This is a genomic window from Enterobacter sp. 03-F-07-AD-ECC (genome assembly GCF_047530935.1).
GTDB lineage: Bacteria > Pseudomonadota > Gammaproteobacteria > Enterobacterales > Enterobacteriaceae > Enterobacter > Enterobacter cloacae.
The window spans coordinates 103,951-129,310 of the sequence record NZ_JBLKBZ010000011.1; the positions used below are offsets into that span (position 1 = coordinate 103,951).

Below are 25,360 nucleotides of genomic sequence, written 5' to 3' on the forward strand. Positions count from 1 at the left end.
TAGTCTCTCGTGCAGGTGAGGGTTACTCGGTCTCACCGTGTTTAAATTTCATCAGATCGCGGCGCTCTTTTTTATCCGGTCGCCGGTCCGGGTGGGGCATGGTCAGCGCATTCATTTTGCGCGCCAGCGCGGTCTTTTCGCGCTTTTCAATGCTCTCAGCCGTCTCTTCATAAAGCTGTACGGCTTCAGATGCGGGCCGTCGTTGTTCGGTAATGGCTTTAATCACCACCGTTCGTTCATCGTTGCCCTGACGCAGCGTTAAGGTGGCATTCAGTTCAACCAGCTTACTCGGCTTGCTACGCTGGCCGTTGTAATGCACCTTTCCGCCGTCAATCATCTCGCGGGCAAGGGCGCGCGTTTTATAAAAACGGGCTGCCCACAGCCATTTATCCAGTCTTACCCCATCTGAGGGTTTTTCTTTCATGGCGTCTCCTTCACGGTCAGTGAGGGGATCATCTGACGATAGTCACCCAGCCCCGGATGCCGCAGATAGCTTTTGTCCGCCAGACCGGAGTCAGGATTGGTCACGCCCAGGCAGTAGCGAATGCCAAACGCCGCGGCGGAATCCAGAATGGGCTCGCTGTCATCAATGAACAGCGTGCGTTCCGGCTGTAAACCGGTCTCTTCCTTCACCGCATGCCACAACCGCTGATCCTCTTTCGGATAACCAAATGTGTGGGTGGAAAGTAATAAATCAAGGTGTGACGCAAGACCCGTATGTTCCAGCTTCACGGCCAGATTATGCGGATGGGCGTTGGTCAGCAAAATACGGCGCTTGCCGCTTGCTTTCAGCGCATCCAGGAAGGGCACGGTGTCCTCACGCAGTACGGCGCGCGGGCCCTGGGCGGTGGTCATGGCACAAATATCCAAACCGAGGCGTTCGCTCCAGTAGTCCAGACAGTACCAGTTTAGCGTATGTTGCACCGCGCTATATTGCGAACGAATGAATTCCTGCGCTTCTGCCGGGGAGATACCCTGCTGTTCGCCATAGGTCTCCGGGACCAGCTTTTGCCAGAAGTAATTATCAAAGGCGAGATCGAGCAGCGTGCCGTCCATATCCAGCAGGACGGTATCTACCTCCTGCCAGGCGATATCAAGATGCATAGGGGAACTCCAGCCAGAAGAAACGTGCGCGACAGGGTAGCACAACTTGTCGCGCAGCGATGTTATCCGATCAGGCTCTCAGAGGAGGGGACCAGCTTAGGATTAAGGCAATTTTCGTAGTATTGCTGGATCTCAGCAAGCCGGGTGCGCGAACGCTGGTAACGGCGCAGGGCCATAATGCCGTTCCAGAAAATAGACACCAGCATGGCGATCATCAGCAGTGATGTACCGATATAACGCCATAAACCCGCGCTGTCAGGCATCCGGTGCAGGCCGATATGGCGCGTACCGTTGGCATCGGTAAAGATACTGGTCACAATCCCTTCGGCACTGAATGGCGTTTGCATCAGCATCTGCGCCAGACGCTGGAACTGCCCCCATTGTTCCTGAGCCGGGTAGTCGTACAGGGCAATCTGCGGATAAGGCTGATCGACCAGATCGCTGCCTTCATCGCTGACAATCACAAAACCGCCAGGCGCCGGGCTATTCAGCGCCTGGGCCGCACGGGTGGTTTCACGCATCACAAACGGCGCGGTAGAGGTCGCCACCAGGTTATCCAGCGATTCGGCACTCACTGGGCGCAGTAGCACGTTCACCCCGTCCAGACGACCCGCTTCGGCGCGCTTCACCAGCGAGTCCCAGTCTTTGCTGTTACCCAGGTTCACGAGCGCATTTTTAAGGCGAACGCACTCATCCTGTGCTGAACATAAATCCTGCGTTTTCAATACGATTTCGCCAAAGTCATCCAGCAGTACCATTCCGGATTTCTGAATGGCAGAACGCAGGGCAGGGCTGACGCGTGAATCATCATCGGTTTTCGGGTGCAGCTGGCGGTTGAGCGTCTGGGTGAGCGCAGTGGCTTTATTGACGACATCTGATTCCGGCAGCGGCAACGGCGGCGCATCGTTCCAGACGATTTGCGAGCAGTCGAACGGCATGAACGGCGAGTTCTGACGGGTATTCCAGGCCCCTGGGGTGTGGATGTTACACATCCCGGTACCCTTCAGACGGAGCGTATCACCCACCCGCACGCCAGCGTCATCCAGCTGCTTAACGCTGGTGGCTTCTACGGTTTGTGCCCCTTTGATCCACGACAGGGTGAATTTGATGGGCATATCCAGCGGCACGAACAGCAGCAACAGAGCAAAGACCAGCGCTGCGCCCCCGGCGATAACCGTACTGCGTAGCCAGTGCTGAAGCGGGAAGTTTTTCACTTCATCGTGCAGGGAGAGGAAGCGCCCCTGACGCACAACATGGCGGTCAAGGTAGATATCAATATCGGTTTTATGCCCCAAATCCTGTGCAATCCATGGCTGCCAGTGGCGCGGATAGATAAGGTCAATAATCCCGAGGGAGATATTGTTGATATGTTCCTGATCGTTCTCACCGAACAGGCCCCAGCGCTTAGGGGTGCCGCGCAGGCAGTGAATTTCACGCAAAGAGGTTTTGGCCGGAGGCGCAAACAGCCCCCACAGCCCGGCGGCTAACAGCAGCAGCGCACCGCCCGCGAGCCACGGGACAAACACATCCGGCGTCAACAGACAGAAGAAAAAGAGCAGGAAGGCGGCCACAATCAGGACCGCCTCGCGAATGCCATCCGGACGACTCAGGGCGTGCTCTTCATGAGTCTCCTGACGAATGTTCAGCAGTTCAATTTGCTCGGTCTCTTCACCGCGAATGGAGGCCTGCTTTGAACTCGCGCGTTCCAGCGCAAAGCGCGGTGCTTCATGAATATATTCATTCAGCGTATGGCCGTTCAGGGAGATGACCAGCGGCAGCGAATCGGTATGGATAAGCTCAACGCTGTTTTCGTCATTAATGTACTGCTCCCAGGAGGGAGGCAGATGCACTTCAACGGAGTCGAGGTAGTAACGCCATTTATTGGGATCGTCAGTCGTGATGCCATAACGGGTGATGGAGCGCGTCACGCAGAGCACGGTGTCGCTTTGTGCGTTCAGATTGAGGGTGACAGGCGCAGCCGTAGCCCCCGTTGGCCCGGGCGTTAACTGGGAACGGTTGAGGGTTTCGAGATAGTTCTCAACAGCATCGCGCTCTTCTTGCGTGAGTTTACGCGTTGTGGCACCGGCAAAGGCCGTTAAAAAGGGCAGCCTGAAACGACGCTGTACGCGACGCCTGTATACCCACCCTGCAACTAAAGCGCCGGCCAGCATAGCAGCGAGAACGATCAAAATGGTGCTCATGCTTTCCCCATCTTACTTTATCTTCTTACAGGTGTAGTCAGTGCACCTTTAACAATGAATGAGAGTCTGTGGTTGGCTATCGGCAAGCATGGAGTCGAACTTGAGCATTCTGCAGCGCATCCCAGTGACCGATGATGATAGCAAAGCCTGTCATGGCGCGATATCAGCAAATTCCTGGAAACATTTCAACCTCTTGACATTTGTTTTGATTTGAGGATTGATTCCTGTCAGGTTGCACAAATGTAAATAAAGAACAATTGACATTGCCGAAACCGTGCGGCGTATCGCACAATAAAGTCAGTTCACACTTCAAAGACCCGTCAAGATGAGCAAACCACTACAAAAACCCACCATTCTGAGTGTTGAAACTGTCGCGAAATCCCGGCTGTTTAATGTCGAAAGTGTGGACCTGGAGTTCAGCAACGGCGTGCGTCGCGTTTATGAACGTATGCGCCCCTCATCGCGTGAAGCGGTGATGATCATCCCCATTGTTGATGACCATCTGATTTTGATCCGCGAGTATGCAGTGGGCACGGAATCTTATGAACTGGGTTTCTCGAAAGGGCTTATTGACCCCGGTGAAACGGTCTTTGAAGCAGCAAACCGCGAGTTGAAAGAAGAGGTTGGGTTTGGCGCGAAAGAGCTATCGTTCCTGAAAAAGCTGAGCATGGCTCCCTCCTATTTTTCCAGCAAAATGAACATTGTGGTTGCTGAAGATCTTTACCCTGAATCGCTGGAAGGTGACGAGCCGGAGCCGCTGCCCCAGGTTCGCTGGCCACTGGCGCACCTGATGGATTTGCTGGAAGATCCTGACTTCAATGAGGCGCGTAACGTGAGCGCGCTGTTCCTGGTGCGGGAATGGCTGAAGGGGCAGGGGCGGCTGTAGTGGCCTGATGCCCCAACCCTCTTCCACGGGAGAGGGAGCAAACACAAAAACGGCAACCCGAGGTTGCCGTTTTGCTTTGTTGTCAGAACAGCTCGTGCGTCTCGCCGTTATCAATAATCTCTGTACCCACCTCATGTACCGCCTGCGTGGTTGGCTGCGTACCTTCGATGAAATACTCCTCACGGCTATTGCCACCGTTGGCTAACTGCCCGGTGCTGCGGTCGATATTGACCGTGACCACGCCCGGCGGTGGCGTCAGCGGCTGCTCCGGCACGCCCTCAAGAACGGATTTCATATAGGCATCCCAGGCCGGTTGCGCACTTTTGGCCCCGCCTTCGTAGCCGGAAATCTGATCTTTGATCGCGCCAGACGCCGTGGTGCGGCCTAAATCGCGGCGGTGATCGTCAAAGCCGATCCAGACCGAGGTCACCACGCCCGGGCCGTAGCCGGAGAACCAGGCATCTTTCGAGCTGTTGGTGGTCCCGGTTTTACCGCCGATATCGTGGCGCTGTAAATCACGCCCGGCACGCCAGCCGGTACCCTGCCAGCCCGGTTCACCGAAGATGTTGGTATTCAACGCGCTCTTGATCAGGAATGACAGCGGGGTGTTGATCACATGCGGGGCATACTCCTGCGCACCGCTCTGCGCCACCAGCGCCTGGTTTGCCTGTTCCAGCTGTGGCTGCGGCACCACGCCGTTCGGCTGCTCCTGCGACACGGCGACATCTTCCATGTCCTTGTTTTCAAGCACGTCAGACTTCGGCGTATTGCCGTAAATCACCGGGATATCGCACTCCGCACAGGCAATTTTCGGTTTCGCTTCGAACAGCACACCGCCCTGGTCGTTTTCGATTTTACTGATGAAGTACGGGTCGATCAGGAAGCCGCCGTTGGCCATGACCGAATACCCCCGCGCCACTTGCAGCGGCGTGAACGATGCCGAGCCTAACGCCAGCGATTCGGTGCGCACGATGTTCTGTGCCGGGAAGCCAAAACGTTGCAGATACTCTGCCGCGTAATCGACGCCCATCGCACGCATTGCACGCACCATCACCACGTTTTTCGACTGACCCAGCCCCTGACGAAGGCGAATAGGACCTGCGTATTCCGCCGGCGAGTTCTTCGGCTGCCAGTCGGAACCGGCACCGGCATCCCAGCGAGAGATCGGCACGTCATTGAGGATACTGGCAAGCGTTAAGCCTTTATCCATCGCCGCCGTGTAGAGGAACGGTTTGATATTCGAACCGACCTGACGCAGCGCCTGCGTCGCGCGGTTGAATTTGCTCTGGTTGAAATCAAACCCACCCACCAGCGCCAGCACGGCACCGTTTTGCGGGTTAATGGAGACCAGCGCGGAGTTGACGTCTGGCACCTGCGCCAGCCACCAGGCATCGCCCACCTGACGCACCCAGATTTGTTGTCCGGTTTGTACGACATCGGTCACTTTGCGTGGTGTTGGTCCCTGTAAGGTGTCAGAGCGGTACGGACGCGCCCAGCGGATCCCGTCCATGCGTAAGGAGACTGAGGTGCCATCCGCAAGCGTTGCAACGGCTTCCTGAGGCGTGGCCTGTGTCACCACCGCAGGCAGCAGCGGGCCGTAGGTAGGCAGCGCTTTCAGCGTACTGGTGATTTTTTTACTGTCCCAGGCGCTTTCGCCCACCTTCCACAGCACGTTGGACGGGCCGCGATAGCCGTGACGCATATCGTAGTCCATCACGTTATTTCTCACCGCATCCTGTGCTGCCTGCTGCCCTTTACGGGTAACCGTGGTGTATACGCGATAACCATCTTCATAGGCCTTATCCCCATAACGGCTGACCATTTCCTGGCGAACCATTTCGGTCAGATACGGGGCAGAGAAGGCGATCTCCGGCGCATGGTAGTTGGCGTCGATGACATCGTTGCGTGCCTGCTCATATTCACTCTGGCTGATGTAGCCTTCGCTCAGCATACGTGACAGAACGACATTGCGACGTGCGGTGGCGCGATCGAGCGAGTAGAGCGGGTTAAACGTGGACGGGGCTTTAGGCAGGCCGGCAATGGTCGCCATTTCGCTTAAGGTCAGTTGCTCCACGGGCTTGCCGAAGTACACCTGTGCCGCAGCACCCACGCCATAGGCGCGATAACCGAGATAGATCTTGTTGAGGTAAAGCTCAAGGATTTCGTCTTTACTCAGCAACTGCTCAATACGGATCGCGAGGAACACCTCTTTTATCTTACGGATCAGCGTCTTTTCAGGGCTGAGGAAGAAGTTACGCGCCAGCTGCTGCGTAATAGTACTTGCCCCCTGAGAGGCATGCCCGGAGAACAGCGCAACGCTTGCGGCACGGAAAATCCCCACCGGGTCAACGCCGTGGTGCTCGTAAAAACGGCTGTCCTCTGTGGCGATGAAGGCCTTCACCATCACAGGGGGAATTTGGTTTAAGGTCAGCGGGATACGGCGTTTTTCGCCGTACTGCGCCATCAGCTCGCCGTCGGCGCTGTAGACCTGCATTGGGATCTGGAGCCGCACATCACGAAGCGTAGCGACATCAGGTAGCTGCGGCTCAATATATTTGTACAAACCATAAATCGAGCCTGCTCCCAGCAGAATGCAACACACTGCAAGGATTAATAAATACTTTACGAACTTCACCGGAGATTTCCCATCTGGTTTCACTTGGGCAGTTTCTAAACAATCGCGCGGTAGTATAAAGGCAAGCCTGATTCATTGATATAGCCGTCACGGCGACGGGCGATAAGGAGATCGTGAAGCATGGCTTTCAAAACATGGCAAACGGGCGTTCATATTCAACAAGATAGGGTGCTGATTGTCGCGCTGGTTCGTGAGCGTCTCAGCTGGTGTCTGCGCCGCTGGTGGGCGATACCGCTGACGGAAGGCATCATCCTCGACGGGAAAATTTGTCAGCCAGAACAATTGCTTGACGCATTACGCGGCTGGCGGCGTACGTTGCCGCATCAGCACCGGGTGTTTCTCTCATTTCCGGCGGCGCGTACCCTGCAAAGATCGTTGCCCCGCCCGGCTATCGCCCTGCGCGACAGCGAACAGCTCTCCTGGCTAGGGGCTGCGCTCTCGCGTGAGCTGGAGATGTCCCCTGATGCGCTGTGCTTCGATTACGCACAGGACACGTTCAGCAACACATTTCATGTCACCGCTGCGCAAAACAAAGAGGTTGAAACACTACTGACGCTCGCGAAAACGCTGCATTTACGGCTGGTGACGATTACCCCGGATGCCAGCGCGCTGGCAAATTTTCTTCCTGCGGTGGCACCGGCGCAGTGTGTCGCGTGGCGAGACGAACATCAGTGGTTGTGGGCAATGCGCCACCAGTGGGGGCGCCGCTTCGCTACCGAGGCCAAAAGCGTGGCTGAACTGGCGGCACTGCTGGCTCTCGCGCCGGACGATATCGCGCTGTTTGATAGCCAGCGCGACCCGTGGGAGATCGTCTCTCGCTGTCAGCCCCCGCTGCCGGAGTGCGGTGCCGATTATGCCGTCGCGCTGGCGCTGGCCATGAGCGAGGTGCCTGAATGAGCATGACCAATCTTCTTCCGTGGCGACAGCAACGACGCGCGCGCCGCGTGCGATTCTGGGGAGGGCTGTCTGCGGCCACCTGTATTCTGACGCTGGCAACGGTCTTCAGTCTGAGCATGCACGCCCACCTGAAACTGCACGCCCTACAGGCTGAACTGGCGGGCATGCAGACCGTGCAGCGCGCGCTGTCTTCTCGTCTACCTCTTGCCACACCCGCTCCCACGCGCCAGCCACAGCGAATGGCGTGGCACCCGGTGCTGGCGTCACTCTCCGATGCCATTCCGGCGCAGGCCTGGTTCACTGAGCTTCGTTACCAACCGCCCTCTTTGATGATTAACGGCTATGCCTCAGCACTGCCCGCCCTGTCGGTAATGGGTGATGCTCTGCGACAAATAGCGGGTTTTACCCCAGGGTCAGCAGGGGAGATACGGCAGGATAATCACGGGCGCTGGATGTTCACTTTTCAGCTCACAGGCCAGGGGTAACGTGTGAACAGAATATTTGAACGCTGGTGTGAGAGCCGTCGCCGGTACCGGCTCCTGTGCGGTGGGCTGGGCGTTGCCTTGTTGTGGGGAACCGCATGGGGCCTGTTCCTGAGGCCGCTTAATTCACAGCTTGCTGCGCTTCAGAAGCAAATGGCCGACGCCGTACAGCGCCATGCGACGCTCTGGCCTGTCGCCAGCAACGCGCCGCGCCGGACACCTGAGCCTGACGCACGCCCGGTGGTGCGCTTTTCCCCGCTGGATTTTCAGACTGATGGCGCAACGCTGGTGCACTGGAACTCCTTTCCGGGCGGTGGAGAGCTGGCGCTGGATGCCGAGTGGCCAGCAATCCTGATGGTTTTCGCCCGGCTGGCGCAGCAAGATGTCCGGATTGCCGCCTTTACGCTTGCGCCTCAGGGCGCGGCGTTACGTCTGCGAGTGCAGCTGGAGCAAGACCATGCGAAATAGCCTGCGCTACCTGCTGCTCTGCTCAGTGCTGTTACTCACCGGGATGCGCGATCCGTTTCATCCGCCCGACGATCCCTGTGCCGTTGGCGAGCTGACGCAGTGGCACTATCGCGGCATGGTCGGCGGGGTTGGCCTGTTGCAGGACGGGAAACAGCGCTGGTATCGCCTGCACTTAGAGGAACGTTTACCGGCGGGCTGGCGGGTCAGCGCAATGAATGAGACGCAACTCGTCACAAACGTGGGTGAAACCTGTGAGCCAGCGCAATGGACGTGGCAACGAGAAGGAACGAAGAAAAATGAATTTAAGGATAACGCTGCTGTTACTGACGATCGTCACTCCGCTGGCCGCCGCACCGAAGCCGGTCACGCTGGTGGTGGATGACGTTCCTGTGGTTCAGGTCCTGCAGGCGCTGGTGGCGCAGGAGAATCGTAATCTGGTGGTGTCACCCGACGTAAGCGGCACATTATCGCTCAGTCTGACGCATGTTCCGTGGCGACAGGCATTACAGACGGTGATCGCCAGCGCAGGGCTGGTTCTGCGCGAGGAGGGCGGCATTTTCTATGTCAATACGGCGGCCTGGCAGCGCGAACAGCAGGAGCGTAAAGCACAGGACCGGGCCCGCAGGCAGCTTGAGGCTCCGCTGCTCTCGCAAAGCATTTCGTTTTCATACGCTGATGCCGGGGAGCTGCAAAACGCAGCGGAGAAACTGCTCAGTCCGAAGGGCAGTCTGTCTCTTGATAAACGCACCAATCGGCTGCTGGTCAGGGATAATAAAGCCGTACTGGAGACGCTACAGCGCTGGGCAACACAGATGGATATTCCCGTCGAGCAGGTCGAACTGGCGGCGCATATCGTCACCATCAACGAAAAAAGTCTGCGGGAGCTGGGGGTGAAATGGAATCTTGCCGAGGCCAGCGAAGTGGGCAAGGTTGGGCAAATGACAACCCTTGGCAGTGATTTGTCCGTGGCCAGCGCCACCAGCCATGTGGGGTTTAACATCGGGCGTATTAACGGCAGGCTGCTGGATCTGGATCTGGAGCTGTCAGCACTGGAGCAAAAACAGCAGGTCGATATCATTGCCAGCCCACGACTGCTGGCCTCACACATGCAGCCAGCCAGTATCAAACAGGGCAGTGAGATCCCATATCAGGTCTCCAGCGGGGAGAGTGGGGCCACCTCTGTGGAGTTCAAAGAGGCGGTATTAGGTATGGAGGTCACCCCAGTGGTGCTACCGGGCGGGCGCGTGCGCCTGAAATTACATATCAGTGAAAATATGCCGGGGCAGGTGTTGCAACAGGCCGATGGCGAAACGCTGGCTATCGACAAACAAGAAATAGAGACTCAGGTGGAGGTAAAAAGTGGAGAAACGCTGGCGCTGGGCGGTATTTTCTCGCAAAAGAATAAAACCGGAAGTGATAGCGTACCCGGGCTCGGTAAAATCCCCTGGCTTGGGCAGCTTTTTCGTCATGACGGTAAAGACAACGAACGGCGTGAGTTAGTGGTGTTTATAACACCACGTCTGGTGGCTATTCACTGACGGGTAACGATCCCCGCATTGATTTTGCATTCAGTTTGTTGCAGATGTTTGACGTGGGGCATGAATTAGCATACAAGGAGTACCGATTTGAGTTGGACTGACGTCTTGTTGTCTTATGCGTCTGGTGCGGTGATTTAATCAGTTGCCAAACAAGCCGGAGTATTGAGATAATTTTTAGTCTGACTCTCGCTCTATTGCATATGAGGTTTCAGTTCATGTCCTGCTACGCCGGGTGTCTGCGAAGCGGGGATTACCATTAACGAATAGTCTTAGTAGTACCGAAAAAATGGCAGAGAAACGCAATATCTTTCTGGTTGGGCCTATGGGTGCCGGCAAAAGCACTATTGGGCGTCAGTTAGCTCAACAACTCAATATGGAATTTTACGATTCTGATCAAGAGATTGAGAAACGAACCGGAGCTGATGTGGGCTGGGTCTTCGATGTAGAAGGCGAAGAAGGTTTCCGTGACCGAGAAGAAAAAGTGATCAACGAACTCACGGAAAAACAGGGCATCGTGCTGGCGACCGGCGGCGGTTCTGTAAAATCTCGCGAAACCCGCAACCGTCTCTCCGCCCGTGGCGTAGTGGTCTATCTTGAGACGACCATTGAAAAACAGCTGGCACGTACGCAGCGCGATAAAAAGCGCCCGCTGCTGCAGGTTGAAACGCCACCACGCGAAGTTCTGGAAGCGTTGGCCGATGAACGCAATCCTCTGTACGAAGAGATTGCTGATGTGACCATTCGTACTGATGATCAGAGCGCTAAAGTGGTTGCAAACCAGATTATTCATATGCTGGAAAGCAACTGATTCTGGCTTTATATACACTCGCCTGCGGGTAAAAGCATTAAAGGTGGATGTCGCGTCATGGAGAGGATTACAGTTACTCTCGGGGAACGTAGTTACCCTATCACCATCGCGGCTGGTTTGTTTAACGACCCAGCTTCCTTTTTACCACTGAAAGCGGGTGATCAGGCGATGCTGGTCACCAATGAGACGCTGGCTCCGCTTTATCTTGACCGCGTTCGCCACCTGCTTGAGCAGGCGGGCGTGAAAGTCGACAGTGTAATTCTGCCCGATGGCGAGCAGTATAAAAGCCTGACGGTACTGGATACCGTCTTTACCGCATTGCTGCAAAAACCCCATGGTCGCGATACGACACTGCTTGCTCTCGGCGGCGGTGTTGTGGGCGATCTGACGGGCTTTGCGGCAGCAAGCTATCAACGTGGTGTCCGTTTTATTCAGATTCCGACCACCTTACTGTCTCAGGTCGACTCTTCCGTTGGCGGCAAAACCGCGGTCAACCATCCGCTCGGCAAAAACATGATTGGCGCGTTCTACCAGCCTGCTTCGGTGGTGGTGGATCTCGACTGTCTGAAAACCCTGCCAGCACGCGAACTGGCCTCTGGCCTGGCTGAAGTGATCAAATACGGCATTATTCTCGACGGTGAGTTCTTTAACTGGCTGGAAGAGAATATGGATGCGCTGCTGCGCCTGGATGAGGCTAAACTGGCATACTGCATTCGCCGTTGTTGTGAGCTGAAAGCAGAAGTTGTTGCAGCAGACGAGCGTGAAACGGGCTTACGTGCTTTACTGAATCTTGGGCATACGTTTGGCCACGCGATTGAAGCCGAAATGGGTTACGGAAACTGGCTCCACGGTGAAGCTGTCGCTGCTGGCATGGTGATGGCTGCCCGTACCTCCGAACGTCTGGGTCAGTTCAAACCGGAAGAGACGGCACGTATCATCGCACTGCTGGAACGTGCTGGCTTGCCGGTAACCGGGCCGCAGGAGATGTCGGCGCAAGCGTATTTACCCCACATGATGCGCGATAAAAAAGTATTGGCAGGTGAGATGCGTCTTGTACTCCCGCTTGCAATAGGGAAGAGTGAAGTGCGCGGCGGAGTGCCGCACGATGTCGTTCTTGGCGCTATCGCTGATTGTCAGCAGGCGTAACAACTAGAAAGGTCAGGCCACTGTTACCGGTGGTCGTTTAGCTTCAGGCGAAATGCAAAGTCGTAGGCATAAGCCTTTGAGTGGGGTGTTAAATGGATGAATTCAAACCAGAAGACGAGCTGAAACCCGATCCCAGCGATCGTCGTACTGGTCGTTCTCGTCAATCTTCAGAACGTGATAACGAGCCGCAGATCAACTTTGACGATGTTGATCTGGATGCAGACGATCGTCGCCCTTCACGTAGCCGCAATGCGCGTGATGAGCGAGAAGAAGAGGATTATGAGTCCGAAGAAGATTCAATGGACGAAGAGCCAGTAGAGCGTCGCCCGCGTAAACGTAAAAAAGCGGCCGCGCAGAAACCGGCCTCCCGCCAGTACATCATGATGGGACTGGGCGTTCTGGTGCTTGTGCTGCTGATTGTCGGCATTGGCTCCGCGCTGAAAGCGCCTTCCACGAATTCTGGCGAGCAAACGGCTTCCACTGAGAAGAGCATCAACCTCTCCGGTAACGATGCGGCAGATCAGGCAAATGGTGCACAGCCAGCGCCGGGGACCACCTCCGCAGAGCAGACCGCCAGTAACACAACGACGCCGCAGGATGTTTCCCTGCCGCCAGTCTCTTCTACCCCCGCTCAGAATCAGGCACCTGCCACGCCAGAAGGCCAGCAGCGTGTAGAAGTTCAGGGCGATCTGAACAATGCGCTGATGCAGCCGCAAAACCAGCAGCAGGTGGATAACGTCGTGGTGAACTCTACGCTGCCAACTGAACCTGCAACCGTTGCGCCTGTTCGCGGTGGCAACGCTCAGCCACAAACCGCAGCAACCGAAAGCAAGCCGCGTCAGACTCAGACTGCACCACGTCAGGAACGTAAGCAGGCGGTCATTGAACCTAAGCGTGAAAGCAAACCTCAGGCTGTGGTAAAAGCACCAGAAGTCAAAGCAACCCCGGCGCAGCCGAAACGGACTGAAACCGCTGCGGCAAGCGAGCCCGCAAAAGCGCCAGTGACGCAGACTGCACCGAAAGCCACGGCCACCACCACTGCACCTGCGGCGACAACGGCTCCAGCTGCAACCGCCACAGCATCGGCTGGCACAGCCGGTAAAACGACGGGTAACGTCGGTTCACTGAAATCTGCGCCATCCAGTAACTACACGCTGCAGCTGAGCAGTTCGTCCAACTATGACAACCTCAACGGTTGGGCGAAGAAATCGAATCTGAAAAACTACGTGGTTTATCAGACGACCCGTAACGGGCAGCCGTGGTATGTGCTGGTGAGCGGTGTGTATGCTTCTAAAGATGAAGCGAAACGTGCCGTGGCGACACTGCCAGCAGACGTTCAGGCGAAAAACCCGTGGGCGAAGCCCATTCATCAGGTTCAGGCCGATCTTAAGTAATGTTTAAAGCGCAGGATGCTGTCGGAGCTTTCTCCACAGCCGGAGAAGGTGTAATCAGTTAGTCAGCATGAAAAAAAATCGCGCTTTTCTGAAATGGGCAGGGGGGAAATACCCCTTGCTTGATGATATTAAAAAGCACCTGCCTAAAGGCGAGTGTCTTATCGAGCCCTTTGTGGGCGCAGGATCGGTGTTCCTGAACACCGATTTTTCTCGTTATATCCTGGCGGATATCAACAGCGATCTCATCAGCCTCTATAACATCGTCAAACTGCGTACCGATGAGTATGTGGAAGAGGCGCGCAAGCTGTTTACGCCCGAGAACAATCATCCGGATGTTTACTACCAGCTGCGCACTGAGTTTAACCAGAGCCAGGATCCGTTCCGTCGGGCACTGTTGTTCCTCTATCTCAACCGCCATGGTTACAACGGCCTGTGCCGGTATAATCTGCGTGGGGAATTCAACGTGCCGTTTGGCCGCTATAAGCGCCCTTACTTCCCGCAGGACGAGCTGTATCACTTTGCTGAAAAAGCGCAGAATGCAGAATTCCACTGCCTCTCATATGAAGAGTGTATGGAACTGGCGGGCGTAGACTCGGTGGTTTACTGCGATCCGCCGTACGCCCCGCTGTCTGCGACGGCGAATTTTACCGCCTATCACACCAACAGCTTCAGTCCGGCCGAGCAGGCTCGTCTGGCGGAGATGGCGGAAAAGCTGGTCAGCAAAAGAATTCCGGTGTTAATTTCGAATCACGATACCCCTGATACGCGCGAATGGTACAAAGCCGCGAAGCATTTTCAGGTCAAAGTGCGGCGTAGCATTAGCAGCAACGGCGGCACACGTAAAAAGGTGGATGAACTCCTGGCTCTTTATCGCCCCTGAGCCGTTTTGCCCGCCGGTAAACACATTTCAAGGAGATGCGGATGAAACAGTTTTTGATTGCTCCCTCAATTCTGTCGGCCGATTTTGCCCGCCTGGGTGAGGACACTGCTAACGCGCTCGCCGCGGGTGCGGATGTCGTCCATTTCGACGTTATGGATAACCACTACGTTCCTAACCTGACCATTGGCCCCATGGTGCTCAAGGCGCTGCGTAACTACGGTATTACCGCGCCCATTGACGTCCATCTGATGGTGAAACCGGTTGACCGCATCGTGCCTGATTTTGCCGCGGCGGGCGCCAGCATCATTACTTTCCACCCGGAAGCGTCTGAACACGTTGACCGCACGCTGCAGCTGATTAAAGAAAACGGCTGTAAAGCGGGTCTGGTCTTTAACCCGGCAACGCCGCTGAGCTATCTCGACTATGTGATGGATAAGCTGGACGTTATCTTGCTGATGTCCGTTAACCCGGGCTTTGGCGGGCAGTCATTCATTCCTCACACGCTCGATAAACTGCGTGAAGTGCGCCGTCGTATTGATGAGTCAGGTTATGACATCCGTCTGGAAGTGGATGGTGGCGTGAAGGTGAATAACATTGGTGAAATTGCGGCTGCGGGCGCGGATATGTTCGTTGCAGGTTCGGCAATTTTCGACCAACCGGATTACAAAAAAGTTATAGATGAAATGCGCCGCGAGCTGGCGAAGGTAAGTCATGGATAAATTGCAGGCAACCCGGGGTATTGCATTTGACCTCGATGGCACGCTGGTCGACAGCGCGCCGGGCTTAACGAGCGCCGTCGACCAGGCGCTGTACGCCCTTGAACTGCCCGTCGCGGGCGAAGATCGCGTCGTGACGTGGATTGGTAATGGCGCAGATGTCCTGATGGAGCGCGCCCTGACGTGGGCTCGCCAGGAGCGTGCGTCACAACGTTCCGCACAGGGCAAACCGAGCGTTGATCACGCGGATATCCCGCAGGAAGAACAGCTACGGATTCTGCGCAAACTGTTTGACCGTTTCTACGAAGAAACCGTTGAAGAAGGCAGCTTCCTGTTCCCGGACGTGAAGGAAACGCTGAGCGCGCTGAATGCGAAAGGCATTCCGCTGGGGCTGGTTACCAACAAGCCGACGCCGTTTGTTGCGCCATTGCTGGACGCACTGGATATCGCGAAATACTTCACCGTGATTGTGGGCGGTGATGACGTACAGAATAAAAAGCCGCACCCGGAACCGCTGTTGCTGGTGGCAGGAAAATTATCCTTAACACCTGCTGAGCTGCTCTTTGTCGGTGATTCACGCAATGATATTCTGGCTGCCAGAGCGGCGGGTTGTCCCTCCGTGGGGTTAACTTATGGCTACAACTACGGTGAGGCCATTACCCTGAGTGAGCCGGACGTCGTGTTCGATCGCTTCAAAGATTTGTTGCCCGCACTCGGGCTTTCATACAGTGAACATCAGGAATTGAAAAATGACTAAGCCCATCGTTTTTAGTGGCGCCCAGCCGTCAGGTGAATTGACCATTGGTAACTACATGGGTGCGTTACGTCAGTGGGTTAGCATGCAGGATGACTACCATTGCATTTACTGCATTGTGGATCTGCATGCTATTACCGCCCGTCAGGATCCTGAGAAGCTGCGTAAAGCCACGCTGGACACCCTGGCGCTCTATCTGGCCTGCGGGATCGATCCTGAAAAGAGCACCATCTTCGTTCAGTCTCACGTGCCGGAGCATGCACAGCTTGGCTGGGCGCTGAACTGCTACACCTACTTTGGTGAACTGAGCCGTATGACGCAGTTCAAGGATAAATCCGCGCGCTATTCCGAGAACATTAACGCCGGTCTGTTTGACTATCCGGTGCTGATGGCGGCTGACATTCTGCTGTATCAGACTAACCAGGTGCCGGTGGGTGAAGACCAGAAGCAACACCTGGAGCTGAGCCGTGATATCGCCCAGCGCTTTAACGCCCTGTATGGCGAAGTGTTCAAAGTGCCAGAGCCATTTATTCCAAAATCCGGTGCACGCGTGATGTCGCTGCTGGAGCCGACCAAAAAGATGTCCAAGTCTGACGATAACCGCAACAACGTTATTGGCCTGCTGGAAGATCCGAAATCGGTGGTTAAAAAGCTCAAGCGTGCCGTGACCGACTCCGACGAGCCGCCTGTTGTGCGCTACGATGTGCAGAACAAAGCGGGGGTTTCCAACCTGCTGGATATCCTCTCCGGTGTGACCGGCCAGAGCATTCCTGAGCTGGAACAGCACTTTGAAGGCAAGATGTACGGCCACCTGAAAGGCGAAGTGGCGGATGCCGTTTCCGGTATGCTGACCGAGCTGCAGGAGCGTTATCATCGCTACCGTAACGATGAAGCCTTCCTGCAGAAGGTGATGAAAGAGGGCGCTGAAAAAGCCAGCGCGCGCGCGTCAGAAACCCTGAAAGCGGTGTACGAAGCGATTGGGTTTGTGGGTAAGCCGTAGGTAAAAGCAAAACGGTAACGGCGTTACCGTTTTAGGGTTTGTACCCTCTCCCTGTGGGAGAGGGCCAGGGTGAGGGCATCACGCCGCACTTTTCTAAACAAAAAAACCGGGGAATCCCCGGTTTTTTTACACCTGTAAAACAGCTTACTGCTGTGCCGCCGGGCCACAACCCCCGATGATCTTCGAAATGGAGATCGCCGGGTGCAGCAGATAATCGTAGCTGCAGTTGTTTTTGGTGTTTTGCACGTGGCCGGTGCAGGCCGTCAGAGTCGATAACAGGCCTACCAGAACGGCAGCTTTAGCCAGTTTGAACATACGCATTCCTTGTCTTAAAAAAACTAAATTGGATGTAACACGAGGGAATAAATGGAAAAGTTCCATTTCGCGGGAGGTATGTTATCGACAGCAGTAACAGGGGAGTAGTCCGGTTAAGGACTACTCGAAGAGGGGAGAATATGCGCTAGTGATTTGAGAACCAGTTGAGTTTATCGCGCAGTTCAACCACGCGGCCGACAATAATCAGCGCCGGGCTTTCAACCTGCTGCGCCAGCTCACCCAGCTGTGTCAGCACGCCATTTACCACTCGCTGCTTAATGGAGGTGCCGTTTTCCACCAGCGCGACGGGCATATCCGCTTCCATGCCGTGTTCCAGTAATTTCGCCTGGATCGTAGTGGCCTGATTCAGCCCCATATAGAAGACCAGCGTCTGCTTTTCGGCGGCCAGGTTATGCCAGTCCAGTTCGCTGCCGGTTTTCAGGTGCCCCGTCACCAGACGCACGCTCTGCGCGTAATCACGATGGGTCAATGGAATACCGGAGTATGCCGAACAGCCAGATGCTGCCGTAATGCCAGGCACCACAGAGAACGGAATACCTGCGTTGCACAGGGTTTCCAGTTCCTCGCCGCCGCGACCAAAGATAAACGGATCCCCGCCCTTCAGGCGCACCACACGTTTTCCTTTTTGCGCTTCTCTCAGCAGGATCTGATTAATCTCTTCCTGCGGCACGCAGTGATAACCCGCACGTTTACCCACAAACACCCGGTCCGCATCGCGACGTACCAGATTCATGATCTCATCGGAGACCAGACGGTCATACACAACGGTATCGGCCTGCTGGATCTGCTGGAGTCCTTTCAGCGTCAGTAATCCCGCATCACCGGGGCCTGCGCCTACCAGAACCACCTCGCCACGATGATCCAGCGGTTCAGAGAGTAACTGCTCGGTCGTCTCTTCAACCGCCTTCACGTCCTGATTGGCCAGCGACTGGGCCAGCCGGTCATTGACGAAGAATTTTTCCCAGAAGCGACGGCGCTCGCCCACGGTCGCGAAGGTTTGCTTCACCCGGGAACGCAGTTGCCCTGCATAATGGGCAATTTGCCCAAGATGTTGCGGCAGCAGTGCTTCCAGTTTTTCCCGCAGCAGGCGGGCGAGAACCGGCGAGCGGCCACCTGACGACACCGCAATCATCAGCGGTGAACGGTCGATTATCGACGGCATGATAAAGCTGGCTTCTTTCGGCGCATCCACCACGTTGCAGAAGATACGGCGCGCTTCGCAGGCATCGCTGACGCGCTGATTCACTTCATCGTCATCCGTCGCGGCAATAGTCAGCCAGCAGGTATCCAGCAGGGACTCGTTAAACTCCCCCTGATTCAGCGTGAGCATCCCTTCCTTCGCCCAGGCTTCAAACTGTGGTGCGAAGGCGAGGGCGTTAACCGTAAGACGGGCACCTGCCTCTAACAGCAAGCGGGCTTTGCGTTCAGCCACATCGCCGCCACCCACAAGCAGGCAGTCGCGATGGCGTAATTGACAGAAAATCGGCAGGTGGTCCACGACATTACCTCACAGCATTCATGGAGGGGGTAAGAATTGACGTCAGAATAACAGCAGGAATCGCCGGAAACATACGGTTTTTCCTGCCGTTACCCATAAGGGGTCATAAGCCTTTCCTATAGGAAAGGCGGGGGGTTAGGCTTTTAACTGCACCTGGCCGTCCTTCACGCGAACGTCGTAGTGCTTCACCGAGTAGCTTTCATCTTCCATGCACAATCCGTCGCTTAAACGGAAACGCTGTTTTTTCAGCGGACTGGCGACCCACAGTTCACCCTGATGCTCGGCAATCAGCCCGCGGGAGAGGACGCTGGCCTCAAAAAACGGGTCGATATTGCTGATGGCAAAAACCTGTTCGTCGTGGCGAGGGCGGAAAATCGCGACCTGCTCGTTTCCCAGCAGCGCACAGACGCCGGTTGCCGGCAGAATGTCGTTAATGTTGCAGATGTTTACCCACTGGCTCATGCGTTTTCCTCCACCAGCGTCACCGGAATACGTTCATAAGGTGTCGCCGGACGATGCTGTTCGCGCTCTGCTACTACCTGCACGTTCGGGTCGCGCTGGGTGCTGTTGATGAAGTGTTTGAAGCGTGTCTGTGCCGCTGGCGTGTTGACGGTTTCCGTCCACTCGCAAATCACCGCCGCGCGCAGGCGCGCCATCTCCGCTTCCAGATGTTCGTTCAGGCCCAGCTTATCGTCGATGATGACCGACTTCAGGTAGTCGATGCCACCCTCCAGATTATCCAGCCAGGAAGCGGTACGGGTCAGTTTGTCGGCGGTACGGATGTAGAACATCATGAAGCGGTCGAGATACTGAATCAGCGTGTCGTGGTCAAGATCGGCCGCCAGCAGGTCAGCGTGGCGTGGTTTCATCCCGCCGTTACCGCAGACGTACAGGTTCCAGCCTTTCTCGGTGGCGATGATCCCCACGTCTTTCCCCTGCGCTTCGGCACATTCACGGGTACAGCCGGAGACGCCGAACTTCATTTTGTGCGGGGTACGAATGCCTTTGTAGCGGTTTTCCAGCTCGACGCCGAAGCCCACGCTGTCGCCCACGCCGTAGCGGCACCAGGTGCTGCCCACGCAGGTTTTTGCCATGCGCAGCGCTTTGGCATACGCGTGACCGGTTTCGAAGCCCGCCTCAATCAGCTGACGCCAGATCTCCGGCAGGTCATCTTTCTGTGCACCAAACAGGCCGATACGCTGGGAACCGGTGATTTTGGTGTAGAGGTTAAATTCACGCGCGATACGGCCCACGGCCACCAGCCCTTCCGGGGTGATTTCACCGCCCGCAGAGCGTGGGATAACGGAGTAAGTCCCGTCTTTCTGGATATTTGCCAGGAAGTTGTCGTTGGTGTCCTGCAGCGGCGTATGTTCTGGTTTGAGGATGTACTCATTCCAGCAGGAGGCCAGCAGGGAGCCGACGGTCGGTTTACACACTTCGCAGCCATAGCCCTGGCCGTGCTTGGCCAGCAGTTCGTCGAAGGATTTAATGCCTTCCACGCGGATCAGGTGATACAGCTCCTGGCGAGAGTACGCGAAGTGCTCGCACAGGTTGTTGTTCACTTCGATGCCCTGTTTCGCCAGTTCGGCGTTAAGCACCTGAGTGACCAGAGGGATACAGCCGCCGCAGCCGGTCCCGGCTTTGGTTTCCGCTTTCAACGCCGCAACGGTGTGACAGCCTTTGTTGATGGCGGAGATCAACATGCCTTTGGTGACGTCGAAGCAGGAGCAGATCTGCGCGCTGTCCGGCAGTTTATCGACGCCGATAGACGGCTTGCCGCTGGAAGCGTGCGCCGGGAGGATCAGCGCGTCCGGATTCTCCGGCAGTTCGATGGCGTTCAGCACCAGTTGCAGCAGGTTGCCGTAGTCGCTGGTGTCGCCCACCAGCACCGCACCGAGCAGGGTTTTGTTGTCCTGGCTGACGATCAGGCGTTTATAGATCTCTTTGCTCTCGTCGAGATAAACGTAGCTGCGCGCGCCCGGCGTGCGGCCATGCGCATCGCCGATGCCGCCCACGTCCACGCCCAGCAGCTTCAGCTTGGCGCTCAAGTCCGCGCCTTCGAAGGCGTTTTCGTTTCCGAGGATATGGTCAACGGCGACCTGCGCCATTTTGTAGCCCGGCGCCACCAGACCGTACACGCGGTTATTCCAGCTGGCACATTCGCCGATAGCATAGATATCCGGGTCCGAGGTCTGGCAGGTATCGTTCACCATGATCCCGCCGCGCTGGGCAACCGCCAGACCGCACTGGGTGGCCAGCTTGTCGCGTGGGCGAATACCGGTGGAGAAGACGATAAAGTCAACTTCGAGCTCGCTGCCGTCGGCAAAGCGCATGGTTTTACGCGCTTCGGTGCCTTCCTGCACAATCTCTTTGGTGTTTTTGCTGGTGTGGACTTTCACGCCCATGCTTTCAATCTTACGGCGCAGCTGATCGCCACCCATGTGGTCCAGCTGTTCGGCCATCAGCATCGGGGCAAATTCGATGACGTGCGTTTCAACGCCGAGGTTTTTCAACGCTCCGGCTGCTTCTAGACCCAGCAGGCCGCCCCCGACCACCGCGCCGCGTTTACTGCGACGTGCGCAGGATTCGATGGCGTTGAGATCTTCAATGGTACGGTAAACGAAGCAATCCTGCGTTTCCGAACCTTTGATAGGCGGGATCCACGGATATGAGCCAGTCGCCATGATCAGCTTGTCGTAAAAAACCGTACGGCCAGCGCTGGAGTGGATCACTTTCTCCTGACGGTTGATGGTGATAGCGCGTTCGCCCACCAGCACTTTTACGCCATGCTTCTCATAGAAACCTTCACGCACCAGAGAGAGCTCTTCGGCGGTATGATGGGAGAAGTAGGAAGACAAGTGCACACGGTCGTACGCCTTGCGGGGTTCTTCACAGAACACGGTAATATCGAACTGCTCAGCGCTGGCTTTATCGAGAAGATCCTCAATAAAGCGGTGGCCGACCATGCCGTTACCGATGATAGCGAGTCTGACTTTGCTCATTTTTGCCTCGATTTCTTTTCTATTACTGCCTACCTTAACGATTCAGCAGGGGCACTTATTGATGCAAATCAAATACGCCTTCGCCTACTCCCTAGGTGGTAGATGTATGATTTGTCAGGATTTTTATAAGTTATGGAAATCGCTGGCTTTTCGTTGTCGTCGATTTTATGTACAAAAAGAGTGGCTATTTTTGGAAAAACAGGTACTCCTTAATTTCAGCCGCGTTTTTCAGGGGAAAGGTATGTCTACAACACCGCTTTGGCTTGTGCACAATGTTCGTTTACCGGATCGCGAAGGGCTGTGGCAGATCGCCATCGAGAACGGTCGGTTTGGTGATATCACGCCCATGGACAAGACCCACAGCGAAAGCTATGAGGTCTTAAATGCCCGCGGCGGACTTGCCATTCCACCGTTTATTGAGCCGCATATTCACCTGGATACCACGCAGACGGCGGGCGAGCCACACTGGAACCAATCCGGCACGCTGTTTGAAGGGATTGAACGCTGGGCGGAGCGTAAGGCGCTGCTCAGTCATGAAGATGTCAAAGCGCGCGCATGGAAAACGCTGAAGTGGCAAATTGCCAACGGGATCCAGTTTGTCCGCACCCACGTGGATGTCTCCGACCCGACGCTTACCGCCCTGAAGGCGATGCTGGAGGTTAAACAGGAGGTCGCCCCGTGGGTGACGCTGCAAATCGTGGCATTCCCTCAGGAAGGCATTCTCTCTTACCCGAACGGCGCGGCGCTGCTGGAAGAGGCATTAACGCTGGGCGCGGATGTGGTGGGTGCCATCCCGCACTTCGAATTCACCCGGGAATACGGCGTGCAGTCCCTGCATATCGCCTTTGACCTGGCGAAGAAATACGACCGTCCGCTGGATATTCATTGCGATGAAATCGACGATGAGCAGTCCCGCTTTGTGGAGACGGTCGCCACGCTGGCCTATGAAGCTGGCATTGGCGCGCGGGTCACGGCCAGCCACACCACCGCCATGCACTCTTACAACGGCGCGTACACCTCGCGGCTGTTCCGCCTGCTGAAGATGTCGGGTATTAACTTTGTGGCGAATCCGCTGGTGAATATCCACCTGCAGGGGCGCTTTGACGACTATCCGAAGCGTCGGGGCATTACCCGCGTGAAGGAGCTACAGGCGGCGGGCATTAACGTCTGCTTTGGTCATGATGATGTGTTTGATCCATGGTATCCGCTCGGTACCGGCAATATGCTGCAGGTGCTGCATATGGGGCTGCACGTCTGTCAGATGATGGGCTACCCGCAAATTGACAGCGGCCTGAACCTGATCACCCATAACAGCGCCCGCACCTTTGGCCTGAGCGATTACGGTATTGAGACGGGGAACCCGGCGAACCTGGTGATTTTGCCTGCAGAGAGTGGGTTTGAGGCGGTACGCTGTCAGGTGCCGGTGCGCTGGTCCATTCGGCAGGGGCGGATTATTGCCACCACGCAGCTGGCGCAGACCTGGATCAAGATGGATAGCGGGGGAGAAGAGATAAGTTTTGCCAGAAACAGCCCCTCTGCGTAGCGCAGAGGGGCGCAGGGATTAGTGCGACGCCGCTGCAGCGTTATGCTGGCGGTGGCGGGTTACAAAGCCCAGGATGAAGCACATGATGAACACCACGGCGTACAGGCCGTTAGCGGTGTGCAGCGCCGCCAGCGGACCGCTGTGGGCGACGATCGGGCCCGTCACCACAAAGGTCAGCATGGTGCCGATGGTGCCGCAGGTCAGTACGAAGTTCACTAGCTTCGGCGAGGCCACTTTGGTCTGCAGGGAGCCCAGAGTGATGATCGACGTGTAAATGGCGCTTGAGAAGAAGCCCAGGGTCAGAATGAACCACGGCATATGCTCCGGCGAACCGTTGATGAACAGATACATCAGCACGGTAGCCAGGCCTGCCAGCACGGTCAGGATGCGCTGCAGATCGAAGAAGCGCAGGATGAAGCTAAACGCCCACATGCCAAACATGTAAGACATCCAGAAATCGCTCACCAGTTTACCCGCGTCGTTCAGGCTCATGCCCAGACCTTTGGCGTATTCCGGCACCCAGGAGATAAAGCCCAGCTGACCCAGGATGTAGCACAGTGCGGCAATGGAGAGGAACAGTACGCCGATACCCCATTTCTCTTTCGCCACAGGCTCTGCCGTGGTCTGTGCTTTTTTACCCAGAACCGGGAATTCGCAGCCGAAGGTCAGGATGAAGATGGCCACGTAAACCAGGCCGATACAGGCGTAGACCCAGTACCACTCAATGCTGCGCGCCAGCAGAACGGCCGCGACCATCGGGAAAATCATCCCGGCCATGCTGAAGAAGGAGTCGGTAAACAGCAGGCGCGCGCCGCGCTGACGGCCTTCATACATATGGGTAATCAGGAAGGTACCAATCGACATGGTGATCCCGCTGACCAGACCGAGCACGAACATGGCGGCGGAGAACAGGGCGATGCTGTGGCTCAGCATCAGACCCGCCACGGCGGCGACCATCAGCACAAAACCAAAACGCAGCTGCGTTTTCAGCGGAACAATTTCCATCAGCCAGGCATTCAGGAAAATGGAGATCAGGATCCCCGCGTTGAGGAAGGTGAAGGTGTTACTCATGCTGGAAACGGGCAGCTGGAAGTAGTCTGCGATATTTCCCATCACCATCCCGGTGACGATCACCAACGCGCCGGTCAGGGCGTAGGAGAAGAAGCTGATCCATGTGAGCTTGATACGATTGCTGTTAGTCATGTCTGGCCTGTTCAGGAAAAGAAAAGCGCCGGATAGGCGCTGAGAGCGGGCAGATTTTAGTCGCGAAAGTGATCCATTCATATCTTTTAAAGAAAATATGAGCTTCATTGCAGGTTTTTATGTGATCGTGATCACATAAAATTGCGTCATAACCAATCGTTTGCGCGGTAACAACTGTTTCAATTTCGTAAAATTAGGTAAAAGGCTGGTCTCCGTTCATACTGCTCTTTAGAATCAAGCCATTCGCTTTTTATACTGCGCTTTGTTAAGGAATTCTCATGCTCAAATCAACACTGGCGGCTGTCGCAGCTGTGTTTGCTCTTTCTGCCGTTTCCCCGGCTGCGCTGGCAGCAAAAGGGGACCCTCATGTTCTGCTGACCACCTCCGCAGGGAATATTGAGCTGGAACTGAATAGCCAGAAAGCCCCGGTTTCTGTGAAAAACTTCCTCGACTACGTAAACAGCGGCTTTTACAACAACACCACCTTCCACCGCGTGATCCCAGGCTTTATGGTGCAGGGCGGCGGTTTCAACGAGCAGATGCAGCAGAAACAGCCGAATCCACCGATCAAAAACGAAGCGGACAACGGCCTGCTGAACACCCGTGGCACCATCGCCATGGCGCGTACGGCGGATAAAGACAGCGCTACCAGCCAGTTCTTTATCAACGTGGCGGATAACGCCTTCCTCGACCACGGCCAGCGTGACTTCGGCTATGCGGTGTTTGGTAAAGTGGTAAAAGGGATGGACGTGGCGGACAAGATTTCTCAGGTACAGACCCACGACGTTGGGCCATACCAGAATGTACCATCCAAACCGGTCGTGATCCTCTCTGCAAAAGTACTGCCGTAATCTTCTTTGACACGGGCG

General features: G+C 55.9%; 24 protein-coding genes. 15 read left to right on the forward strand and 9 right to left on the reverse strand.

The genetic code is table 11. The features are described from left to right. Positions 1-22: 22 nt before the first annotated feature. The 3 genes from hslR to ACMWKA_RS16910 form a co-directional block, all read right to left on the reverse strand. Positions 23-424 carry a ribosome-associated heat shock protein Hsp15 gene (gene hslR / locus ACMWKA_RS16900; RefSeq protein WP_013099083.1) on the reverse strand — a complete coding sequence of 134 codons (402 nt, stop codon included), beginning with the start codon at positions 422-424 and terminating at the stop codon, positions 23-25. Next, entirely contained in the window at positions 421-1,104 is a 684-nt protein-coding gene (yrfG, locus tag ACMWKA_RS16905; protein ID WP_013099082.1) for a GMP/IMP nucleotidase, read from the reverse strand. Before yrfG ends, hslR begins: the two co-directional genes overlap by 4 nt. A 62-nt stretch (positions 1,105-1,166) precedes the next feature. Beyond that, a complete protein-coding gene (locus tag ACMWKA_RS16910; protein WP_013099081.1) occupies positions 1,167-3,305 on the reverse strand; it encodes an intracellular growth attenuator family protein in 2,139 nt (712 codons plus the stop codon). Positions 3,306-3,630: 325 nt separating this feature from the next. On the opposite strand from ACMWKA_RS16910, the gene nudE reads away from it, so the two are divergent. Next, positions 3,631-4,191 carry an ADP compounds hydrolase NudE gene (gene nudE, locus ACMWKA_RS16915; protein WP_029882167.1) on the forward strand — a complete coding sequence of 187 codons (561 nt, stop codon included), beginning with the start codon at positions 3,631-3,633 and terminating at the stop codon, positions 4,189-4,191. Between the two features lie 82 nt (positions 4,192-4,273). Here the strand turns inward: nudE and mrcA are convergent, their stop codons facing one another. Beyond that, entirely contained in the window at positions 4,274-6,826 is a 2,553-nt protein-coding gene (gene mrcA / locus ACMWKA_RS16920; RefSeq protein ID WP_013099079.1) for a peptidoglycan glycosyltransferase/peptidoglycan DD-transpeptidase MrcA, read from the reverse strand. 120 nt (positions 6,827-6,946) lie between these two features. Here mrcA and ACMWKA_RS16925 point away from each other — a divergent pair, with 120 nt between their 5' ends. The 12 genes from ACMWKA_RS16925 (at position 6,947) to trpS (ending at position 16,909) form a co-directional block, all read left to right on the forward strand. After that, complete coding sequence (locus ACMWKA_RS16925; protein WP_414760441.1) at positions 6,947-7,723, forward strand: DNA utilization protein HofM; 777 nt, start codon at positions 6,947-6,949, stop codon at positions 7,721-7,723. Beyond that, a complete protein-coding gene (locus tag ACMWKA_RS16930) occupies positions 7,720-8,208 on the forward strand; it encodes a PilN domain-containing protein (RefSeq protein ID WP_048972496.1) in 489 nt (162 codons plus the stop codon). The genes ACMWKA_RS16925 and ACMWKA_RS16930 overlap by 4 nt, the downstream gene beginning before the upstream one ends. A 3-nt stretch (positions 8,209-8,211) precedes the next feature. Then, entirely contained in the window at positions 8,212-8,673 is a 462-nt protein-coding gene (locus ACMWKA_RS16935) for a HofO (protein WP_248032355.1), read from the forward strand. Beyond that, positions 8,663-9,055: a HofP DNA utilization family protein gene (locus ACMWKA_RS16940; RefSeq protein ID WP_148790462.1), complete on the forward strand. Its 393-nt coding sequence runs from the start codon at positions 8,663-8,665 to the stop codon at positions 9,053-9,055. The genes ACMWKA_RS16935 and ACMWKA_RS16940 overlap by 11 nt, the downstream gene beginning before the upstream one ends. Further along, a complete protein-coding gene (hofQ, locus tag ACMWKA_RS16945) occupies positions 8,970-10,211 on the forward strand; it encodes a DNA uptake porin HofQ (RefSeq protein WP_414760442.1) in 1,242 nt (413 codons plus the stop codon). The genes ACMWKA_RS16940 and hofQ overlap by 86 nt, the downstream gene beginning before the upstream one ends. Positions 10,212-10,497: 286 nt before the next feature. Further along, entirely contained in the window at positions 10,498-11,019 is a 522-nt protein-coding gene (gene aroK / locus ACMWKA_RS16950) for a shikimate kinase AroK (RefSeq protein ID WP_003861630.1), read from the forward strand. Positions 11,020-11,076: 57 nt separating this feature from the next. After that, the gene (aroB, locus tag ACMWKA_RS16955) at positions 11,077-12,165 is read left to right on the forward strand and encodes a 3-dehydroquinate synthase (RefSeq protein WP_029882162.1); all 1,089 of its coding nucleotides are present in this window, start codon (positions 11,077-11,079) and stop codon (positions 12,163-12,165) included. 92 nt (positions 12,166-12,257) lie between these two features. Beyond that, positions 12,258-13,559: a cell division protein DamX gene (gene damX, locus ACMWKA_RS16960; RefSeq protein WP_058682513.1), complete on the forward strand. Its 1,302-nt coding sequence runs from the start codon at positions 12,258-12,260 to the stop codon at positions 13,557-13,559. Positions 13,560-13,626: 67 nt separating this feature from the next. Continuing rightward, positions 13,627-14,439, forward strand: a complete 813-nt coding sequence (dam, locus tag ACMWKA_RS16965; RefSeq protein WP_013099069.1) for an adenine-specific DNA-methyltransferase — start codon at positions 13,627-13,629, stop codon at positions 14,437-14,439. A gap of 41 nt (positions 14,440-14,480) precedes the next feature. After that, positions 14,481-15,158, forward strand: coding sequence for a ribulose-phosphate 3-epimerase (gene rpe / locus ACMWKA_RS16970; protein ID WP_008503032.1), 678 nt, complete (start codon positions 14,481-14,483; stop codon positions 15,156-15,158). Next, a complete protein-coding gene (gph, locus tag ACMWKA_RS16975; protein ID WP_047352006.1) occupies positions 15,151-15,912 on the forward strand; it encodes a phosphoglycolate phosphatase in 762 nt (253 codons plus the stop codon). The genes rpe and gph overlap by 8 nt, the downstream gene beginning before the upstream one ends. Further along, the gene (gene trpS, locus ACMWKA_RS16980; protein ID WP_013099067.1) at positions 15,905-16,909 is read left to right on the forward strand and encodes a tryptophan--tRNA ligase; all 1,005 of its coding nucleotides are present in this window, start codon (positions 15,905-15,907) and stop codon (positions 16,907-16,909) included. Before gph ends, trpS begins: the two co-directional genes overlap by 8 nt. Positions 16,910-17,053: 144 nt before the next feature. Here the strand turns inward: trpS and ACMWKA_RS16985 are convergent, their stop codons facing one another. The 4 genes from ACMWKA_RS16985 to nirB all read right to left on the reverse strand — a co-directional run bounded on the left by ACMWKA_RS16985 (position 17,054) and on the right by nirB (position 21,745). Further along, on the reverse strand, positions 17,054-17,224 hold the full coding sequence (locus tag ACMWKA_RS16985; RefSeq protein ID WP_008503029.1) for a YhfL family protein: 171 nt from the start codon (positions 17,222-17,224) through the stop codon (positions 17,054-17,056). Between the two features lie 145 nt (positions 17,225-17,369). Beyond that, positions 17,370-18,743, reverse strand: coding sequence for a siroheme synthase CysG (cysG, locus tag ACMWKA_RS16990; protein ID WP_061771365.1), 1,374 nt, complete (start codon positions 18,741-18,743; stop codon positions 17,370-17,372). Between the two features lie 135 nt (positions 18,744-18,878). Further along, positions 18,879-19,205: a nitrite reductase small subunit NirD gene (nirD, locus tag ACMWKA_RS16995; protein WP_013099065.1), complete on the reverse strand. Its 327-nt coding sequence runs from the start codon at positions 19,203-19,205 to the stop codon at positions 18,879-18,881. Beyond that, positions 19,202-21,745: a nitrite reductase large subunit NirB gene (gene nirB / locus ACMWKA_RS17000; protein WP_013099064.1), complete on the reverse strand. Its 2,544-nt coding sequence runs from the start codon at positions 21,743-21,745 to the stop codon at positions 19,202-19,204. The genes nirD and nirB overlap by 4 nt, the downstream gene beginning before the upstream one ends. Before the next feature lie 241 nt (positions 21,746-21,986). Here nirB and ACMWKA_RS17005 point away from each other — a divergent pair, with 241 nt between their 5' ends. After that, entirely contained in the window at positions 21,987-23,288 is a 1,302-nt protein-coding gene (locus tag ACMWKA_RS17005) for a cytosine deaminase (protein WP_414760443.1), read from the forward strand. Positions 23,289-23,306: 18 nt separating this feature from the next. On the opposite strand, the gene tsgA is transcribed toward ACMWKA_RS17005, so the two are convergent. Beyond that, entirely contained in the window at positions 23,307-24,491 is a 1,185-nt protein-coding gene (gene tsgA, locus ACMWKA_RS17010) for an MFS transporter TsgA (RefSeq protein ID WP_021242206.1), read from the reverse strand. Between the two features lie 278 nt (positions 24,492-24,769). Here tsgA and ppiA point away from each other — a divergent pair, with 278 nt between their 5' ends. Continuing rightward, the gene (gene ppiA, locus ACMWKA_RS17015; protein WP_013099061.1) at positions 24,770-25,342 is read left to right on the forward strand and encodes a peptidylprolyl isomerase A; all 573 of its coding nucleotides are present in this window, start codon (positions 24,770-24,772) and stop codon (positions 25,340-25,342) included. Positions 25,343-25,360 lie beyond the last annotated feature (18 nt).

What these genes read in the sequence shown, in the direction of transcription:
- damX (WP_058682513.1), top strand. Translation starts at nt 12,258, where the DNA reads ATGGATGAATTCAAACCAGAAGACGAGCTGAAACCCGATCCCAGCGAT.
- hofQ (WP_414760442.1), top strand. Translation starts at nt 8,970, where the DNA reads ATGAATTTAAGGATAACGCTGCTGTTACTGACGATCGTCACTCCGCTG.
- yrfG (WP_013099082.1), bottom strand. Translation starts at nt 1,104, where the DNA reads ATGCATCTTGATATCGCCTGGCAGGAGGTAGATACCGTCCTGCTGGAT.
- aroB (WP_029882162.1), top strand. Translation starts at nt 11,077, where the DNA reads ATGGAGAGGATTACAGTTACTCTCGGGGAACGTAGTTACCCTATCACC.
- nudE (WP_029882167.1), top strand. Translation starts at nt 3,631, where the DNA reads ATGAGCAAACCACTACAAAAACCCACCATTCTGAGTGTTGAAACTGTC.
- ACMWKA_RS16940 (WP_148790462.1), top strand. Translation starts at nt 8,663, where the DNA reads ATGCGAAATAGCCTGCGCTACCTGCTGCTCTGCTCAGTGCTGTTACTC.
- ACMWKA_RS16930 (WP_048972496.1), top strand. Translation starts at nt 7,720, where the DNA reads ATGAGCATGACCAATCTTCTTCCGTGGCGACAGCAACGACGCGCGCGC.
- tsgA (WP_021242206.1), bottom strand. Translation starts at nt 24,491, where the DNA reads ATGACTAACAGCAATCGTATCAAGCTCACATGGATCAGCTTCTTCTCC.
- hslR (WP_013099083.1), bottom strand. Translation starts at nt 424, where the DNA reads ATGAAAGAAAAACCCTCAGATGGGGTAAGACTGGATAAATGGCTGTGG.
- ACMWKA_RS17005 (WP_414760443.1), top strand. Translation starts at nt 21,987, where the DNA reads ATGTCTACAACACCGCTTTGGCTTGTGCACAATGTTCGTTTACCGGAT.
- ACMWKA_RS16910 (WP_013099081.1), bottom strand. Translation starts at nt 3,305, where the DNA reads ATGAGCACCATTTTGATCGTTCTCGCTGCTATGCTGGCCGGCGCTTTA.
- dam (WP_013099069.1), top strand. Translation starts at nt 13,627, where the DNA reads ATGAAAAAAAATCGCGCTTTTCTGAAATGGGCAGGGGGGAAATACCCC.
- ACMWKA_RS16985 (WP_008503029.1), bottom strand. Translation starts at nt 17,224, where the DNA reads ATGTTCAAACTGGCTAAAGCTGCCGTTCTGGTAGGCCTGTTATCGACT.
- rpe (WP_008503032.1), top strand. Translation starts at nt 14,481, where the DNA reads ATGAAACAGTTTTTGATTGCTCCCTCAATTCTGTCGGCCGATTTTGCC.
- aroK (WP_003861630.1), top strand. Translation starts at nt 10,498, where the DNA reads ATGGCAGAGAAACGCAATATCTTTCTGGTTGGGCCTATGGGTGCCGGC.
- ppiA (WP_013099061.1), top strand. Translation starts at nt 24,770, where the DNA reads ATGCTCAAATCAACACTGGCGGCTGTCGCAGCTGTGTTTGCTCTTTCT.
- nirB (WP_013099064.1), bottom strand. Translation starts at nt 21,745, where the DNA reads ATGAGCAAAGTCAGACTCGCTATCATCGGTAACGGCATGGTCGGCCAC.
- gph (WP_047352006.1), top strand. Translation starts at nt 15,151, where the DNA reads ATGGATAAATTGCAGGCAACCCGGGGTATTGCATTTGACCTCGATGGC.
- ACMWKA_RS16925 (WP_414760441.1), top strand. Translation starts at nt 6,947, where the DNA reads ATGGCTTTCAAAACATGGCAAACGGGCGTTCATATTCAACAAGATAGG.
- nirD (WP_013099065.1), bottom strand. Translation starts at nt 19,205, where the DNA reads ATGAGCCAGTGGGTAAACATCTGCAACATTAACGACATTCTGCCGGCA.
- trpS (WP_013099067.1), top strand. Translation starts at nt 15,905, where the DNA reads ATGACTAAGCCCATCGTTTTTAGTGGCGCCCAGCCGTCAGGTGAATTG.